Genomic DNA, 17570 nt, shown 5'->3' with positions numbered 1-17570 from the left:
CGCTTTCGGGGGCGCATTTTCGCGGTCGGCCGCACGGCTTGCAAGGTTGAAACACCGTTTAATCCGTTCCCGGGCCCGATTCCGGGTGGAGACGAACAGCGCGCAGGGGACGGGGATTCAGGAGCCAGGTCGCGGCCGCCAGTGCAAATCGCGACTAGAATTACCCGTGCCCACTCGACGATAAACAGCCATCCCGCGCAGGGCCCCGCGCGGTGCAACGTACGGACACGCTTCTATGCTTTCAGCCAGATACAGCCACCGACCCCGCCCGCTGCTGGGCGCCGCCATCTGCCTGCTGCTGGGCGCCTGCGCCCACCAGCCACAAGAGGCGCCGGAGCAATCGCGAGAGACGCCGGAAACGACCCGCGCCCCGGCGGACAGGCCGCCGGAGGAAATCGTCGAAGCGTCCTCCGAAGCCACGGAGGCCAAATCCGCAGAGACCGAAGCCTCAGAGCCGGAAAGTGCAGGATCCCCGGCACGCGCCTTTCCCATCGACGCTTTCTACACCCTGCTCGTGGCGGAGGTGGCCGGGAACCGCGAACAGTACGATGTGGCCCTGGCCAACTACTACACCCAGGCGGAGCGCACCCAGGATGCGGGCGTGGCCGCCCGCGCCACCCGCATCGCGCGTTTTCTCAACGCCCGCCGCGCGGCACTGCGCGCCTCGCGACTGTGGGTACAGCTGGAACCGGACAACCCCGAGGCGCAACTGGCGGCCACCGCCGAACTGACCCTCGCCGGCGACCTGGACGACGCCCTCCTGCACGCGAAAAAGGCGCTGGCGCTGGGCGGCGATGCACCGCTGCAGTCCCTGGCCGCCACCGCCACCTCCAATCGGCCGCTGACCGATGCCATGCTGCCCGAATTCGAGCAGCTGGCGGCCCAGTACCCCGAAAACGGCGAAGTGGCGCTGGCCCTGGCAATGATGCTGCGCGCTTCCGAAAACTACCCCCGGGCACTGGGCATCGCCCGGCGCGTCCAGGAGCAGCACCCTGACAACCTGGACGCGCCGCTGCTGGAGAGCCATATCCTGGTGGACCAGGAGAAACGGGGTGAGGCGTTGCAACTGCTGGAAAAGCTGGTTTCCGTCTACCCCGACGAAAGCCGCCTGCGCCTGCAGTATGCGCGCCTGCTGATCCGCGAGGATCTCGAGATGGCCCAGCGACAGTTCGCCAGGCTGGTCAAGCAGCACCCCCACGACGGCAACATGGTCCTGTCGCTGGCGCTGATCCGTTTCGAAACCCACAACTACACCAAAGCAAAACCACTGTTCGAGCGGCTGCTGGCCCTCGGCGAACACGAATCCGCGGCCCACTTCTATCTCGGCGGTATCGCCGACGAGGCCAACGATACCGGCACCGCCGTCGCCCACTTTCGCCAGGTGGAGCCGGGCGGAGATTATGTTCCGGCCATCACACGCGGCACCGAACTGCTGGCAGCCAGCGGCCAGGCCGAGGACAACAGCGAGTGGTTTGCCGAACTGCGCCGGCGCCATCCGGAACAGTCCGAACACTTCTACCTGATGGAAGTCGAACTGCTGCAGAAACACGACCGGCACCAGCGCGCGCTGGAACTGCTGGATGGGGCCGTGGAGCAACACAGCGGCAGCGGCCGCCTGATCTACGCCCGCGCCCTGCTCAACAACCAACTGGGCAACACCGCCGACTTCGAACGCGGTATGCGCAAACTGCTGCAGCAGGATCCCGACAACCCCACCATCCTCAATGCACTGGGCTACGAGCTGATCGGGGACGAAGAGCGCCTGGATGAAGCCCACCGGTTAATCGCCAAGGCGCTGGAACTGCGGCCGGACGATCCGGCCATCATCGACAGCATGGGCTGGGTACAGTACCGTCTGGGCAATCACAGCGAAGCGGTAAAATACCTGCGGAAAGCCCTGGAACAACTGCCGGATCACGAGATAGCCGCCCACCTGGGGGAAGTCCTCTGGGTACAGGGCAACCGCGAACAGGCCATGCAGGTCTGGCGCGACGCCCTGGAAAAAAACCCGCAGAGCAAAATCATTCCCGCGGCGATGAAGCGCCTGCAAATCAACGAATCACTGGAACAGCATGCATCGGATACTTGAAATGACGGGACTCGGGCCAAAGTCCCCGCAGGGCGCCAAGTTACTGCTCGGCTGCTTTGCCCTGCTGCTGGTGGCCTGCAGCAGCCAGAAAACCCAGCCGCCCGCTCCGGCGGAACAGCCACCGGAGACGCAGCCATCGGTGGAACAGCTGCAACGCTGGACCATCAAGGGCAAAATCGGCGTGCGCTCGCCGAAGGACAACGGCAGCGCCAACCTGACCTGGGAACAGAAGAACTCCCCCCGCTATCGCATCCACCTGAGCGGCCCCCTGGGCGCAGGAGCCACGGTCATCAGCGGCAGCCCCGCCGGCGTCAGCCTGCAGCGCGGCGACGACCCGCCGGTGCACGCCCCCAGTCCCGCACAATTGACCATGCAGACCCTCGGCTGGCCGCTGCCGATCGACGAGATGTACTACTGGGTCCGCGGCCTGGCCGCCCCCGGCGGCGGCGCCAGCGAGCAGCGCAACGCCGGGGGGCAACTGCAGAGCCTGCAGCAATCCGGCTGGCAACTGAATTTCAGCGGCTACGAGAACCGCGGCCCCTACACGCTGCCGACAAAGATCAAGGCGACCACCAGCCAGGCCGCGGGGCCGGTGAATGTAACGCTGGTGATCAAGGAGTGGGTCTTTTGAATGGTGAACGATGAAGGGTGAATGATGAACAGAGCTGCGGACGTTATCATTCATCATTGATTCGCGCCGTCCATGGCGCTCACCCTTTGGGCGCCTGCGGCGTCCAAATTTGTTCCCAACAAATTTGTCATCATCCGCCCATGCTTCTCTCCGCCCCCGCCAAGCTCAACCTGATCCTGCGCATCCTCGGCCGCCGGGCCGATGGCTATCACGAACTGCAGACGCTGTTTCAGTTGCTGGACTTCGGCGACGAACTCCGGCTTGAACTCCGCGACGACAACGAGATCAGTGTTGATTCCGGCAGCCTGGAGATACCCCTCGAAGAGAATCTGATCTATCGCGCCGCGCGGCTGTTGCAACGGGAAAGCGGCTGCGGCAGGGGGGCGCATATTGTGCTGCAGAAAAAACTGCCCCACGGCGGCGGTATCGGCGGCGGCAGTAGTGACGCGGCGACGACACTACTGGGGCTCAATCACCTGTGGCAGTGCGACCTCTCGCTGAGCCGGCTGGCGCAACTCGGGCGCACACTGGGCGCGGATGTGCCGGTATTTGTGCGCGGCCGCACCGCTTGGGCGGAAGGTGTGGGGGAAAAACTGGTTCCGGTGGAAACGCCGCCGCGACATTATCTGGTGGTGGTGCCGGACTGTGCTGTGAGTACTGCGGCGGTATTCGGCCACCCGGGTTTGACAAGAGATTCCGCCGCAATTACATTAGCGCACCTTCGTGAGGGGCGGCTCGACGGTCGCTGGCTGGAACAGCATTTCGGCAACGACTGTCAGGCACTGGTCGAACGCCTCTACCCGGAAATCCGCGCGGCCCGAGAATGGCTGCAACAGTTTGCCCAGGCGCAACTGACCGGCACCGGGGCCTGCGTCTTCGCAGCGTTCGACTCGGCGACTGCAGCCAAAGCGGCACTGGCAGAACTGCCGGAAAGATGGCGCGGCTTTGTCGCCGCCGGGGTAGACGAATCCCCCACCCATCGCCAACTCGCGAAAATTGCAGCCGGGGCCTGAACGGCCAGGGCAGCAGATCTGCTGGGGCGTAGCCAAGCGGTAAGGCAGCGGGTTTTGATCCCGTCATGCGTAGGTTCGAATCCTACCGCCCCAGCCATTCCCTTACTCTATCCTTCGCGGCCGCCTGTGTCGCACACTGCAAAAGGTGACTGCGCACTGACAGCTTTCACAACCACAGGCGTCTAGACTATTTCTCACCCCTCTCAAAGAAACGAAACCAAAGGAACTCGCAGTGGCTGACTTGATGGTCTTTACCGGTAACGCAAACCCGGAACTGGCACAGAAAATCGTCGACCATATGGCGATCCCCATGGGCGAAGCGGTGGTAAAACGCTTTTCCGACGGCGAGATTGCAGTGGAAATCACCGATAACGTGCGCGGTCGCGACGTCTTTGTGGTGCAGTCCACCTGCCAGCCCACCAACCGCAACCTGATGGAGCTGATCCTGCTGGTGGACGCCCTGCGCCGCGCCTCCGCCGGCCGCATCACCGCGGTGGTGCCCTACTTCGGCTACGCCCGCCAGGACCGCCGGGTCCGTTCCCAGCGGGTACCCATCTCCGCCAAGGTGGTGGCGGACATGATGGTAAGCGTGGGCATCGACCGGGTCCTGACCGTCGACCTTCACGCCGAGCAGATCCAGGGCTTTTTCGATGTGCCGGTGGACAACGTCTACGGCTCCTCGACCCTGCTGGACGATATCGAGCGCCAGAACCACGAGAACCTGACGGTGGTCTCCCCGGATATCGGCGGCGTGGTGCGTGCCCGCGCCGTAGCCAAGAGCCTCGAGTGCGACCTGGCAATCATCGACAAGCGCCGCCCGGCCGCCAATGTGGCGGAGGTCATGAACATTATCGGCGAGGTCGACGGCCGCACCTGCCTGCTGGTGGACGACCTGGTCGACACCGCCGGCACCCTGTGTAACGCCGCCAACGCCCTGAAAGACCACGGTGCCAGGAAAGTAATCGCCTACTGCACGCACCCGGTGCTGTCCGGCAAGGCAATCGACAACATCAACAACTCGGTGCTGGATGAACTGGTGGTCACCGACTCCATCCCCCTGGGGGACAAGATGGAAAAGGCCCCCAAGATCCGCCAGTTGACCCTGTCCGCCATGCTGGCCGAATCCGTGCGCCGCATCAGCAACGAGGAATCCCTGTCGGCGATGTTCCGCTGACGGAAAACTGAAGACAGAGAACAGAATCCTCTATCTGCCCTCTGCCCTCTGTCCTCTGCCCCCTGTCCTCTGTATAATACGCGCCCGCCCGGCTGTACCGCCGGGCGTTTACTATTTGGGCCACGCGATACTAGGCCCGATCTACAGCAACGCCAGAGCGGTCCGGTCGCAGGTCGCTCTGGGCAGACAACCCGAGGTCTACCCCATGTCTGATATCCAACTGAACGCCAGCGTCCGCAGCGACGAAGGGAAAGGTGCGAGCCGCCGCCTGCGTCGCGAGGAAGGTCGCGTACCCGGCATCATCTACGGTGGCAAAACCGAGCCACAGTCCGTCTCCGTACTGGCCCGCGAGCTTTGGAAAGCACTGGAAAACGAGGCTTTCTTCTCCTCCGTCCTGAACCTGGACGTAGACGGCAAGAAAGAGCAGGTAATCCTGCGCGACCTGCAGCGCCACCCGTCCCAGCAGATCATCTACCACCTGGACTTCCAGCGCGTTTCCGCCAACACCAAGATACACATGAAAGTGCCGCTGCACTTCCTGAATGAGGAAAGCTGCAAGGGTGTGAAAGCGGGCGGTATCGTCTCCCATACCCTGACCGAGCTGGAAATCAGCGCTCCCGCTTCCAAACTGCCGGAATACATCGACGTGGACCTGGCCGATCTGGACCTGGACGGCGTACTGCACATTTCCGACCTCAAGCTGCCGGCAGGTGTGGAATCCGTGGACCTGACTCACGGCGAAGACCACGACCTGGTTGTCGCCTCAGTACATAAACCGCGCGGCGCCGTAGAAGCCGAAGGCGAAGAGGCTGAAGACGAAAGCGGCGAAGGCGCAGAGTAAGGGTCAGTATTTTGGCCAGGGCACCGGACACTCCAATCCAGTTGATCGTGGGCCTGGGCAATCCAGGCCCCGAGTACGACCGGACGCGCCACAACGCCGGTGCCGACTTTGTCGCCGAGCTGGCCAGCCGTCACGGCGTCCAGCTCGTGTCCGACAAGAAATATCGCGGCCTCAGTGGCCGAGTGCGGATCGGCGGGCAGGATATCCGCCTGCTGATTCCCACCACCTACATGAATCGCAGCGGCCAGTCTGTCGGCCCGCTGGCACACTTCTTCAAGATTCCCGCCGAGGCCATCCTGGTCGCTCACGACGAGCTGGACCTGCCCCCGGGGACCGCGCGCCTGAAAGCCGGCGGCGGACACGGCGGCCACAACGGGTTGCGGGACATCATCTCCGCGCTGGGCAATAACCGCGACTTCATGCGCCTGCGCCTCGGCATCGACCACCCGGGCAATGCCCGCGAGGTGGTCAACTACGTCCTGCAGCGCGCCCCCAGGGCGGAACAGGAACAACTGGCGGAAGCCATCGACCGCGCCATCGACGTGATGCCCGCTGCTGCCAGCGGCGACTGGGGCGCGGCCATGAAAGACCTCCACACAAAATCGTAGGGTGCGCCGCGCGCACCAGTAAACCAATCAACCGGTGCGAGGCCGCCATGGATGGCGGTCATGCAGACAACGCAGGGAACAGTTTTCTGCCACGGCGCACCCTACGCATACGGAAAAAGCACCATGGGTTTTACTTGCGGAATCGTCGGCCTGCCCAACGTGGGCAAATCCACGCTGTTCAATGCGCTGACCAAGGCGGGGATCGACGCCGAGAACTTTCCCTTCTGCACCATCGAGCCCAACGCCGGCGTGGTGCCGGTGCCGGATCCGCGCTTGGATAGACTGGCCGCGATCGTCAAGCCGGAAAAGGTGATTCCCACCGCCATGGAATTCACCGATATCGCCGGCCTGGTGGCCGGCGCCTCCAAGGGCGAGGGCCTGGGGAACAAATTCCTGGCCAATATCCGCGAGACCGATGCCATCGCCCACGTGGTGCGCTGTTTCGAAGACGACAATGTGATCCACGTGGCCAACCAGATACACCCGGTATCGGATATCGAGGTGATCAACACCGAACTGGCGTTGGCGGACCTGGACACAGTGGAGAAGGCGCTGCAGCGCTTTACCCGCGCCGCCAAGGGCCAGGACAAGCACGCCATCAAGATGAAGGCACTGCTGGAAAAAATCCAGCCGCACCTGGACGAGGCCAAGCCGCTGCGCTCCTTCGGCCTGTCCGAAGACGAGCAGGCAGACCTGCGCGAGCTGACCCTGCTGACCCTGAAGCCCACCATGTATATCGCCAACGTGGACGAAGACGGTTTCGACAACAATCCGCACCTGGACGCAGTGGCCGCCATCGCCGCCGAGGAGAACGCGGTACTGGTTCCCATCTGCAACAAGCTGGAAGCGGAAATCGCCGAACTGGAAGACGACGAGAAGCAGGAGTTCCTGGAGGGGCTGGACATGGAGGAACCGGGCCTGAACCGCGTCATCCGCGCCGGTTACGAGCTGCTGGGTCTGCACACCTACTTCACCGCCGGCGTCAAGGAAGTCCGCGCCTGGACCATCCCCGTGGGCGCCACCGCACCGCAGGCGGCCGGCAGGATCCACACGGATTTCGAGAAGGGCTTTATTCGTGCCGAAGTGGTCGGCTACGACGACTACATCGCCAACAACGGCGAGGCCGGCGCCAAGGAAGCGGGCAAGTGGCGACTGGAAGGCAAGGATTACGTGGTCGCCGACGGTGACGTGATTCACTTCCGCTTTAACGTGTAAAGGCCGAAACTCGGGCAAAGAGTGCGGAGAGCCCTCTACAACCTCCTGCACGCCACTGTTTGTTGGGCTTCGCTACGCTCACAGGTTCGAAAGAATAGCTCCCCTCTTCCTCCGGGAGAGGGGCCGGGGGAGAGGGCGAACCTCCCCTGCCACCCCATCACACCAGCCATACTCCCGCCATCGGGAGTAAAGGCCGGGGAGATTCCATGCCCCAATCCAACTGGAAAGTCGGCCTGCCGCTGGCCCTGACCACCGCCTTCATGTGGGCCCTGCTGCCCATCGCCATGAAAGGCCTGCTGGGCGATATCAGCGCCGCCACCGTCACCTGGTACCGCTTCTCCGGCGCCGCCCTGCTCGCCGGCGCCTACTACGGCTGGACACACCAGTTGCACCTGGGCCAACTGTTTACCCGCAAACTCCTGCCACTGACCACTTTTGCCGTCCTCGGCCTGCTGGGCAACTATATCGCCTACGCCAGCGGCCTCAGCTATATCACTGCCGGCGCCGTGCAGGTGCTGATCCAGCTGGCGCCACTGCTGCTGTTGCTCGCCAGCGTCATCTGGCTCGGTGAAAATTTTTCCCCGCGCCAGTGGCTGGGGGTACTGATGGTCGCCACCGGCCTGCCACTGTTCTTCAACCAGCGCCTGCAGGAACTGGTCACCGGTGCCGACCCGGAATACCTGATCGGCGTCGGCTTTATCCTGATCGCCGCCACCACCTGGGCCACCTACGGCTTCTTCCAGAAAAAGATCGTTACCAGTACCCGCCCGCAGAGCCTGCTGGTGCTTATCTACCTGGCAGGCACCCTGTGCTTCCTGCCGATGGCCGATCCCACCCGCGTGATCGAGCTGAGCCCCCTGGGCTGGACGCTGCTGCTCTTTCTGACCGCCAACACCCTGATCGCCTACGGCGCCTTCGCCAAGGCCATGGCGGCCTGGGAAGCCTCCCGGGTCAGCGCCACCCTGTCCCTGGTACCACTGATGACCCTGGCGCTCAGCGCACTGATCGGCCGCATCTGGCCGGACTATATTGAAGTGGAACCGCTCAACTGGATCAGCTGGATCGGCGCCTTCGCCGTGGTCAGCGGCTCGCTGCTGGCGGCCGTCGGGCGCCGCCGATAGCGGCCCGGCAGACACGCTAACTTACTGATTAAATTACTAAAATGGGTCTTGACAGGCCCGCCCGAGCGCCCGATAATGCGCGCCCTCGGTTAGCCCAGAAGGCATAAAGGGAGCCGAGACAATCTGTGGCAAGGTAGCTCAGCCGGTTAGAGCGCAGCACTCATAATGCTGAGGTCGGGAGTTCAAGTCTCCCCCTTGCTACCATTTTCAAACTGTAAGCAGTCGCTTCACAGTCCTGATACTGGGGCGTAGCCAAGCGGTAAGGCAGCGGGTTTTGATCCCGTCATGCGTAGGTTCGAATCCTACCGCCCCAGCCATTTTTTCCGCCAGATCCCCATCCCCCACCCACTGCCAACCGGCAGGCTCGAGCAGTACCGCTACTGCAAACTGAGCAACGACTCCAACATGAAAGAAGAAATCGCAGATTTTCTGAAAAATTGATTTCCGCAGGCGATTGTACGCGAGACGACGCCACCATTCTGAAGATATACAGCGGCCGGACGCCGCAGGGAGAGGAAATGCAATCGGTGTCCAGAGAGGGAGGGAGGCGAGGGATCGCCGAAACAGGGCCGCTACAGCCCTGTCCGGACACCGGAACAGATCAGGCTTCCGCCTGCATCCTGGCCAGTCGCGAGAACTGGTGCATGGAGGTCAGTTGCGCGTACAGCGGCGGCAGGAAGCCGCGCTTGCGGAAATCGGCGAAATCCTCTTCGCTCAGCTCACCCAGCTTCTTCTCATCGACGATGTAGACACCGCCCAGGTTGATCTTCTCCCCACCGGCAGTAACGGATACATTCTGGGAAGCCAGCAGATCCTTCTCCGCCAACACGCTGATGAAGGCCTTGGTCATCTGCTCACTCTCGAGATAGCCGACCAGATTTTCCTTTTTCGCCTTGAGGTAATCGGTCTCTTCGCCATCGGAAAACAGCGCGTTGCCCTCTTCCTCACCCAGAACCGGGCTATTCTCGATCAGACCGACCACCATCTGCTCTTTGTTCTCACCGGCGGGCGCCAGTACGAACGGGTGATTGCGGATACTGCCGGGCACGAAGACCCCTTTCCACTTGTCGCCGTCCACGAACAGGTTCTCACCCACCTTCAGGCCCAACAGGGCCACGGACTGGAACTGATCGGTCTCGGAATTCTTGACAAAAACAATCGGGTACTCCGCCCCCAGGCGGGAGAACTCGTGGGCGGTCACCGGCACCATATGCGCGCTCTTGACATGCTCGAAGGTGCCCAGTTCACGGACTTTCAGCTTACCGTGGACGTCGCTGCGCAGGGGGACGATTTTGGGGGGCTGATTCTCAGACATACATCTATACCTGTTCTCGATTGATTATTGTGTTCAATAAGCGGACAGTATATTTCCCCGAAAGAAAAAGGGAAACACCTATCCGGCAGCGTCTCTACCGGGTTTCGCGCTATCCGGAACGAAGCGGATACAGGTGTACACCGTGATTCCGCCCCCAGCGAGGTATTGGGTAAAGTTCAGACAGAACAGCCGTGGAGCACGAGGTGGTCTTTGGGACAGGAAGGAGAGCTACAGGAGCTAAAGCCTGGCTGTACCAGCGGAACTGCTCTGCATCGCGGGAAACAGGATCCTCGGTCACACAAACCAGGTTGACCTGTCAATAATTACGGAGTCATTCAAAGTCTCATTAAGGTGGCAACCTATTCGGCTATCGGGTTAACAGGCCAAAAAATGGATTATTCATAGGTAACAAAAAGGTTCGCAGTCAACCGCCCCGTAGCGGGGCAGAAGCTGATACTTTTCTCGCCTAGAATATTCGCACTGTGCAACATTACTCCACGATAAACCACCAAGCGGTTAAATCGGGCAGGGATAAACCCAATCCTGGAAAACAAATCGTCCGATTCCGAACAGTACTTTTTCGGCCTGCGATATTTATTGAACTCGATATAGCAGCAATCCAGATAATGCTCGCACCTTTCAGGGGTTATAGATTCATAGCCTGTACTTTTATGCCGGTAAAAACCCGTCCCCCCGTGGCTCTCATCGCAAAGATACAGCAGGACGGCAAATAGCCTGGGATTACTGGTATCAAAATGGGGGGCCCTCTGCAGCGGACCCAGCTCTTCTTCAGGCACGGTGATTAAATTGAGCGTCTCCTGGTGAATCTTGAGTTTATCCGACAGGGGCACCTGGAACTGCTCTCGAACCAGAGGATCAATACGATCCATGATAAGCCTGGAGTGATCTTCAGGTGCGGCCGCCCTGACGCCCGGGTATCCTTTGCGCTCTGCAGCCATGGGCCACGGCGCAAATGTTGCCTCCTTTGCAAACGCAACCAGTTCTTCCGGGTTCTCGAGAAAGTCATCAACAATCATGACTTTTCTCTTTTCATCACCGATCTCAAGAGTCTGTATTGCCATACTTCACTTACCTTCAGGCAAAAAAAAGCCCAGCGTAAAGCTGGGCTTTTCCTTGCCGCGCGATCTTAGAACTTGTAACTGGCACCCAACTGGTACACGGCTTCGCCCTGGAACGACCAGGCCGGGAAACCCTCCTGGAGGGGAGCCTTCATACCGGTAGATGAACTGTCAGCACTTGCAGCACCGTACTGGATGTCGTCTTCCTCAAGGACGTTGACAACGTCAAGGGTAACATCCACGTTATCGGTAGCATACCAGTTGAAGCTCAGATCCAGAGAACCGAAGTCATCGTGCATACGGTTACCATACCAGAAACCACCTTCCCGGATCAGGTATTCGGAGCGGTAGTTGTATGCCGCACGAGCGGAGAAGGTATCGCTTTCCCAGTATCCAACCAGGTTATACGCGGTTTCGGAGGACTCGGTGAAGATCGGCAGCTGATCCATGAACGCATCTTTCGGTGCATCGGCATCGGTATAGGTGTAGTTGGCAGCCACACCAAAGCCATTGTCAAATGCGTGCTGGATCTGCAGTTCGATCCCCCGGATGTCGGCACCACCGGTATTCTCCAGGGTTTCTACTGCCCAGGAATCACCGCCGGCGGGATCCTCGAGACCAATCTGTTGGTCGACCAGGATTTCGGAGGTCACAAAGTCATCGATAGACTTCATGAAATAAGTCGCGGATACCAGGTTGCCATCGCCGTAGTAGTATTCAAGCGCGATGTCGCCACTGGTGGCTTTCATCGGCAGCAGCCCCTCACTGCCGAACCGCTGCGTCTGGTTGTTGTCACGATCGTCGGCAAAACCATTGTAGGTCACCAGCATATCGTCATAACTCGGGCGGCTGATCGCCTGGGATGCCGATGCGCGCAACACCCAATCCTCCGACAGCTCATAGCGCACGGTGGCACTAGGAAGCACATCACTGTAGTCGGAACTGTAGGTGGACAGGGAGTAGCTGTAGCCGATATTCGCAGCGATCTCGCCGTCTTCCGGCTCGGTGCCATCCAGGTCGTACTGGGTGCGGGACGCGTCGGTAGAGATGTAACGCAGACCGAAGTTACCGCTCAGGGCGCCGGACTCAAAAGTGAACATGCCGTACAGGGCGGTATTTTCTTCGTTCAGGTCGGAATGACCTGCACGCTCTTCCACCCAGTGATCAATGCTGTCGCGCGTTGCTGCGACCATTGCATCCAGATTGGGTTTCGGTGCAGTAAAGCCGTCCTGCCCGACTTCATAGGTACCGCCATAGAGGGAGGATGTATCGACAACAACCGGGTCGTCCACAAGGTCACCGTCTTCGTTAAGCGTTTTGTGGAAAATTCCACGATAACTGCGGCGATTGACGTCGTGATCAGTCCAGCGGGCACCGGTCTTGAACGAAGTCAGGATCCCCGTGTTCAGATCAAACTCGACATCCAACTGAGCGTAGCTTTCTTCGTCCTCTACGGGGCCGCCAGCGACAGCCCACCCAGCCGGACTGGACGTATCCGCGTAATTGTCGAGGGTCAGGCTCGGATCCAGAGTCGGATCGATCTGGATTTCCTTACCAGTGGCATCGATAGAACCCTGCCACCTGGACATGTCGTCGGTAAAGTGGGAGAAGTTGGTAGTAAAGTCAGTACCACCGTCCGCTTTGGTGGCACCGATATTGCCGCTCAGACGGAAGCCATCGCCTTCATATTCGGTGTTGAAGTCGAAGGTATCAGAACCCATGGACGATTTACGGCCCCAGGTTTGATTGAAGGTTTTATTGGCTACAGTGGCATTTTCAGTAGTGCTGGAAGTACACAGACCCGCAGCATTTGCACTGTGGCAAGTGACATTATCTAACAGCTCACCCTCTTGAGGATGATCCGCGCCATACCGAGGCAAAGTAAACAAGTACGAGCTGGTATTGGTGTTGTCCGCCTGTAAATCCAGGGACATGGCGTGCAGAGTGAATGCCAGCGCGTCAGTCGGTGCATACTGCAGTGTCAGATCCAGCGCCTTGCGCTCCTGGTCCTGCAGGAAGGTGGTCGGGGCAACGTCACCGGACCAGCGGTAGTCGGATTCGGTACCGCGACGGACATATTCACGATCTTCAACCGCAGCGGATACCAACACACCGAAAGTCTCGGAATCGTTCTTCCAGCTGTACAGGCCCGAAACTTCCGGGGCCAGTTCATCACTGATGGTACCGACACGACCTTTGGTGCCAATCCAGGCAGTATTCGCATCCATGTCCAGCGGCTTGCGCGTTTTGACAATAACAGTGCCGCCGATACCGCCTTCGTTCAGGTCGGCACGGGAGGACTTGTACACTTCGATGCCACCGATCAGCTCTGACGGCAGCAGGGAATAGTTGAAACTGCGGTCAACCGGAATGTTGTCGAACCAGCCGGTGGAAGCAACGTTCTGGCCATTCAATTGAGTCAGGGTCATCGTCGGCGCCGCCCCGCGGATGGACACGGACGCGCCCTGGCCGAATGCGCGACCGACAGTAATGCCCGGAATACGACCCAGTGCTTCACCTACGTCGGAATCCGGAAACTTGCCGACATCTTCGGCAGACACGGCGTCGACCAGATCGGTCGCATCGCGTTTGATATTGACGGCGTCCTGCAGGGCACCCCGAATACCGGTAACGGTAATCTCTTCCAGAGCAGCATCCTGAGCCACAGCCACCGGAGCGGCGAGACCGCCACTGAGAACAGCTGCACTGACAGAAAGTGCGAGTTTGTTGCGCTTTAGCATCGATTTCCCCTTCCTTTTTTATTGATATAAAGGTTTGGTTAGAAATTTTTTTCACCTTGTACCGCTAAATGATAGCGCTGTCATTCATTTTTATGATAGCGCTGTCATTCTCATGATCGACAATACACATAAAAAAAATAAAAAGCTACTGCTTCGCCGGCAATTTACCGCCGCATTCGTGTACTTGGGTTCCACCATCTGTTCAATATTTATACATATCTGAAAAATTATCGAGAGATCAACAGCTTACAAATTGTCATAAAACGGCGCGAAGGCTGCACGGAAACGGCGTTAAAAAGTCATGAATGACAATTTTAGCGGTAACAGTTTTCGTCCAGCTTCAAAACTGGCGGGAAGGACGAGAACCCGGGGAGAGGTGCGTCGGGAAAGCTGTTCCATCGCACGGGAGTGGCGACAGAACAGCCTCGGCGGGGATTATTACTCGATTTCCTTGATGCGCATGGAGTTGGTGTGACCCCCCATATTCAGGCGCTCGCCCTGGGTGATCAGGATCCGCTGGCCCTTGTGCAGATCCAGGCGGGAGCCCAGCACTTCGATAATCGAGTCGGTCAGGTGGCCCAGCGGCACCGAGGCCGGGTCGAAACCCACCGGCTCCACACCGCGCAACAGCACCAACTGGCGCGCGATTCGCGGGTGGCGGGTCAGTGCGTAGATCGGCAGTTGGGTGGTGGCGCGGGACATGATGCGCGGGGTACGGCCCGATTCGGTCAGTGCGGCCACAGCGCAGAGGCTCTCGACCCGCGCGGCCACGTCGATGGCGGCCTGGGCGATCACCGTGTCGATGCGATCGGAGGCGCTCTGGCTGGCTGCCGGGCGCGATACACTACCCAGGTACTGTTCGGCACCGACGATGACTTCGCCCATGGATTCCACCGCCGCTACCGGGTAATCGCCGGCCGCCGTCTCCGCAGACAGCATCACGGCGTCGGTACCGTCCAGCACGGCGTTGGCCACGTCCATCACTTCGGCGCGGGTGGGCGTGGGGCTGGTGATCATGGACTCCATCATCTGGGTGGCGGTGATCACGCCGCGATTGAGGGCGTTGGCACGGTTGATCAGCTTTTTCTGTACACCGATCAGGGCCGGGTCGCCGATCTCCACGCCCAGGTCGCCGCGGGCCACCATGATGGCGTCGGCGGCGAGGATCAGGTTGTCCATCTGTTCGTCGTCGGCGACGGCTTCCGCCCGCTCCACCTTGGCCACGATAGCGGCCTGGCTGCCGGCGTCCTGCATGGCGCTGCGGGCGGTTTCCAGATCTTCGGCGCAGCGCGGGAAACTCACGGCGAGGAAGTCCACTTCCAGTTCCGCCGCCAGTTTGATATCGCGGTAGTCCTTTTCCGTCAGTGCCGGCGCGGAGAGGCCGCCGCCCAGCAGGTTGATGCCCTTGTTATTGGACAGCTTGCCGCCCTGCAACACGCGGCAATAGAGCTTCTGCGGTGTGGTGCCGGTCACTTCCAGGCGGATCTTGCCGTCGTCCAGCAGCAGGATATTGCCGGTCTCGCAGTCGCTGATCAGGCTCGGGTAGTCGACGCTGACCCGGGTCTGGTCGCCGCCGTTCGGCGGGCAGTCCAGGTCCAGGGCGAATTCGCTGTTGTTCTCCAGCCAGATGCTGCCCTCGGCGAAGCGCGCGATGCGGATCTTGGGGCCCTGCAGATCGCCGAGCACGGCGACCGTCTTGTCCTGGGCGGTGGCGGCACTGCGCACGGCCTCCACGCGCTTGCGGTGGTCTTCGGGGCTGCCGTGGGAAAAGTTCAGGCGCACGACATTGACGCCGGCGCGGACCATTTCCTCGATCACGCGGGGTTTGTCGGTGCCTGGGCCGAGAGTGGCGACGATTTTGGTGTGGCGGATCATAAAAACCAGTTCGAAGTTATGTTCAGGGTATGGGGAGCCGGGGAGAAGCCCTCTCCCCCGGCCCCTCTCCCGGAGGGAGAGGGGAGGGAAAAGTGCCTTTTAGGCGGGTTCGGTGGCTTTCTGCAGCTCCAGCGCTTCTGCTATGGCCAGGCTGGTGTCGAGCATGCGGTGGGAGAAGCCCCACTCGTTGTCGTACCAGGCCATGACTTTCACCAGGTTGCCGTTGACGCGGGTCTGGTTGCCGTCGAAGTGGCTGGATGCGGTGGTATGGTTGAAGTCCGAGGACACCAACGGCTGGTCGCAGAAGGTCAGGACACCGCCACTCGCCTCAGCGGCTTTCTGCATGGCTGCGTTGACTTCCTCGGCGGTGGTCTCGCGGCCGGCGATAAACTGGCAGTCCACCAGGGACACATTGTTCACCGGTACGCGCACAGCCATGCCATCCAGCAGGCCCTTCAGTTCCGGCAGCACCAGGCCCACGGCGGCGGCGGCACCGGTCTTGGTGGGGATCATGTTGTCGGCGGCGGCGCGGGCGCGATAGATATCCTTGTGCACTGCGTCCTGGGTGTTCTGGTCGTTAGTGTAGGCGTGCACGGTGGTCATGAAGCCGCGCTCGATACCCAGTTCGCGGTGCAGTGCCTTGGCCACCGGCGCCAGGCAGTTGGTGGTGCAGGAGGCGTTGGATACGATTTTGTGATCCGAGGTGAGTTTGTCATCGTTTACGCCGTAGACCACGGTGAGGTCCGCATCCTTGGAGGGCGCGGAAATCAGAACGGCCCCGGCGCCGGCTTCCAGGTGCGCAGACGCGGTGTCCTTGGTGGTGAAGAGGCCGGTGCATTCCAGCACCAAGTCCACACCCAGCTCTTCCCACGGCAGTTGTGCCGGATCGCGCTCCTGGCAGACGCGCACGCGGTCGCCGCCGATTACCAGGGATTCGCCGTCGACAGCCACATCGGTGTTGAAACGGCCGTGGATGGTGTCGTAGCGGGTCAGGTGCGCGTTGGCTTCCACCGGTGCCAGGTCGTTGATGGCCACCAACTGCACGCGATCGCCATAGCCGGATTCGTAGATTGCGCGGGTGACATTGCGGCCGATGCGGCCATAGCCATTGATGGCAATTTTAACTTTCATCTCACTAGCCTCAATTTTTAAATTTGTTACTCGAGTCCCGGGAGCCGGAGCGGTGTCCTACTGCTCCTTCAGCGACTTCGCTTCCTTTGCCAGGCGGGTGATTTCCGCCCAGTTTTTTTCCTGCACCAGCTTGGGTGCAGCCATCCAGGAGCCGCCAATACAGACTACGTTCGGCAGCGCCAGGTAATCCGCAGCATTGCCCGGACCGATACCGCCGGTGGGGCAGAACTGCACCTGGGCCAGCGGGCCGGCGATGGACTTCAGCATCGGTACACCGCCGGCGGCCTGGGCCGGGAAAAATTTCTGGTAACGATAGCCACGCTCCAGCAGTCGCATGACTTCGGAGGGATTGGCGGTGCCGGGCAGCAGCGGCACCTCTGTTTTGTCCGCCGCGTCCAGCAGGGACTCTGTCGCGCCCGGGCTCACCAGGAAGCTCGCGCCGGCGTCGACGGAACGCTGGACATCGTCCCCATTGAGCACGGTGCCGGTGCCGATATGGGCGTCCGGCAGGTGTTTGGCAATCTCTTCCACGGCGGCCAGGGCCGCCTCGGTGCGCAGAGTGACTTCGAGCACATTGAGGCCGCCTTCCACCAGCGCCCGGGCCAGCGGCAGCGCCTCTTCGACTTTATCGATAACCAGTACCGGCACGACGCCGGCCTGTTGGAGTACTTCGGAGAAATTGTCTTGCATCGTTAAATTCCAGCTTCCTTCTCGACGGTGCGCGCGGCGCACCCTAC

At 60.7% G+C, this 17570-nt stretch carries 15 protein-coding genes and 3 tRNA genes; 12 read left to right on the top strand and 6 right to left on the bottom strand.

The window, feature by feature from the left end:
- Window positions 1–235: 235 nt before the first annotated feature.
- The 12 genes from OQE62_RS03355 (at window position 236) to OQE62_RS03300 (ending at window position 9133) form a co-directional block, all read left to right on the top strand.
- A complete protein-coding gene (locus OQE62_RS03355; RefSeq protein WP_265720580.1) occupies window positions 236–2089 on the top strand; it encodes a tetratricopeptide repeat protein in 1854 nt (617 codons plus the stop codon).
- Window position 2090: 1 nt separating this feature from the next.
- Window positions 2091–2720 carry a lipoprotein insertase outer membrane protein LolB gene (gene lolB, locus OQE62_RS03350; protein ID WP_265720579.1) on the top strand — a complete coding sequence of 210 codons (630 nt, stop codon included), beginning with the start codon at window positions 2091–2093 and terminating at the stop codon, window positions 2718–2720.
- Between the two features lie 140 nt (window positions 2721–2860).
- Window positions 2861–3733, top strand: coding sequence for a 4-(cytidine 5'-diphospho)-2-C-methyl-D-erythritol kinase (gene ispE / locus OQE62_RS03345; RefSeq protein WP_265720578.1), 873 nt, complete (start codon window positions 2861–2863; stop codon window positions 3731–3733).
- A gap of 22 nt (window positions 3734–3755) precedes the next feature.
- Window positions 3756–3830: transfer RNA gene (locus OQE62_RS03340), tRNA-Gln, on the top strand.
- Between the two features lie 147 nt (window positions 3831–3977).
- On the top strand, window positions 3978–4907 hold the full coding sequence (locus OQE62_RS03335; protein ID WP_322746558.1) for a ribose-phosphate pyrophosphokinase: 930 nt from the start codon (window positions 3978–3980) through the stop codon (window positions 4905–4907).
- 205 nt (window positions 4908–5112) lie between these two features.
- The gene (locus tag OQE62_RS03330) at window positions 5113–5748 is read left to right on the top strand and encodes a 50S ribosomal protein L25/general stress protein Ctc (protein ID WP_265720576.1); all 636 of its coding nucleotides are present in this window, start codon (window positions 5113–5115) and stop codon (window positions 5746–5748) included.
- A gap of 11 nt (window positions 5749–5759) precedes the next feature.
- Window positions 5760–6356, top strand: a complete 597-nt coding sequence (gene pth / locus OQE62_RS03325; protein WP_265720575.1) for an aminoacyl-tRNA hydrolase — start codon at window positions 5760–5762, stop codon at window positions 6354–6356.
- 123 nt (window positions 6357–6479) lie between these two features.
- Window positions 6480–7571, top strand: coding sequence for a redox-regulated ATPase YchF (gene ychF, locus OQE62_RS03320; protein ID WP_265720574.1), 1092 nt, complete (start codon window positions 6480–6482; stop codon window positions 7569–7571).
- Between the two features lie 206 nt (window positions 7572–7777).
- Window positions 7778–8692, top strand: a complete 915-nt coding sequence (locus OQE62_RS03315) for a DMT family transporter (RefSeq protein WP_265720573.1) — start codon at window positions 7778–7780, stop codon at window positions 8690–8692.
- A 127-nt stretch (window positions 8693–8819) separates the two neighbouring features.
- Window positions 8820–8896, top strand: a tRNA-Met gene (locus OQE62_RS03310).
- Window positions 8897–8934: 38 nt separating this feature from the next.
- A tRNA-Gln gene (locus OQE62_RS03305) sits at window positions 8935–9009 on the top strand.
- The gene (locus OQE62_RS03300) at window positions 8978–9133 is read left to right on the top strand and encodes a hypothetical protein (RefSeq protein ID WP_265720572.1); all 156 of its coding nucleotides are present in this window, start codon (window positions 8978–8980) and stop codon (window positions 9131–9133) included. Before OQE62_RS03305 ends, OQE62_RS03300 begins: the two co-directional genes overlap by 32 nt.
- 160 nt (window positions 9134–9293) lie before the next feature.
- Here the strand turns inward: OQE62_RS03300 and OQE62_RS03295 are convergent, their stop codons facing one another.
- The 6 genes from OQE62_RS03295 to OQE62_RS03270 form a co-directional block, all read right to left on the bottom strand.
- Entirely contained in the window at window positions 9294–10007 is a 714-nt protein-coding gene (locus OQE62_RS03295; RefSeq protein ID WP_265720571.1) for a SapC family protein, read from the bottom strand.
- A gap of 395 nt (window positions 10008–10402) precedes the next feature.
- Window positions 10403–11089, bottom strand: a complete 687-nt coding sequence (locus OQE62_RS03290) for a DUF6445 family protein (protein ID WP_265720570.1) — start codon at window positions 11087–11089, stop codon at window positions 10403–10405.
- A 65-nt stretch (window positions 11090–11154) separates the two neighbouring features.
- A complete protein-coding gene (locus OQE62_RS03285) occupies window positions 11155–13827 on the bottom strand; it encodes a TonB-dependent receptor (protein WP_265720569.1) in 2673 nt (890 codons plus the stop codon).
- Window positions 13828–14265: 438 nt separating this feature from the next.
- Window positions 14266–15702: a pyruvate kinase gene (gene pyk, locus OQE62_RS03280; protein WP_265720568.1), complete on the bottom strand. Its 1437-nt coding sequence runs from the start codon at window positions 15700–15702 to the stop codon at window positions 14266–14268.
- 99 nt (window positions 15703–15801) lie between these two features.
- Window positions 15802–16833 carry a type I glyceraldehyde-3-phosphate dehydrogenase gene (gene gap, locus OQE62_RS03275; RefSeq protein WP_265720567.1) on the bottom strand — a complete coding sequence of 344 codons (1032 nt, stop codon included), beginning with the start codon at window positions 16831–16833 and terminating at the stop codon, window positions 15802–15804.
- A 57-nt stretch (window positions 16834–16890) separates the two neighbouring features.
- Window positions 16891–17523 (bottom strand): bifunctional 4-hydroxy-2-oxoglutarate aldolase/2-dehydro-3-deoxy-phosphogluconate aldolase, encoded by a 633-nt coding sequence (locus OQE62_RS03270; protein WP_265720566.1) that lies wholly within the window; start codon window positions 17521–17523, stop codon window positions 16891–16893.
- Window positions 17524–17570: the final 47 nt, after the last annotated feature.

This window comes from Microbulbifer halophilus, from assembly GCF_026183675.1.
Classification (GTDB): domain Bacteria; phylum Pseudomonadota; class Gammaproteobacteria; order Pseudomonadales; family Cellvibrionaceae; genus Microbulbifer; species Microbulbifer halophilus.
The sequence above is the reverse complement of the archived record's forward strand: the minus strand, read 5'-3'. Positions and strand labels throughout refer to the sequence as shown.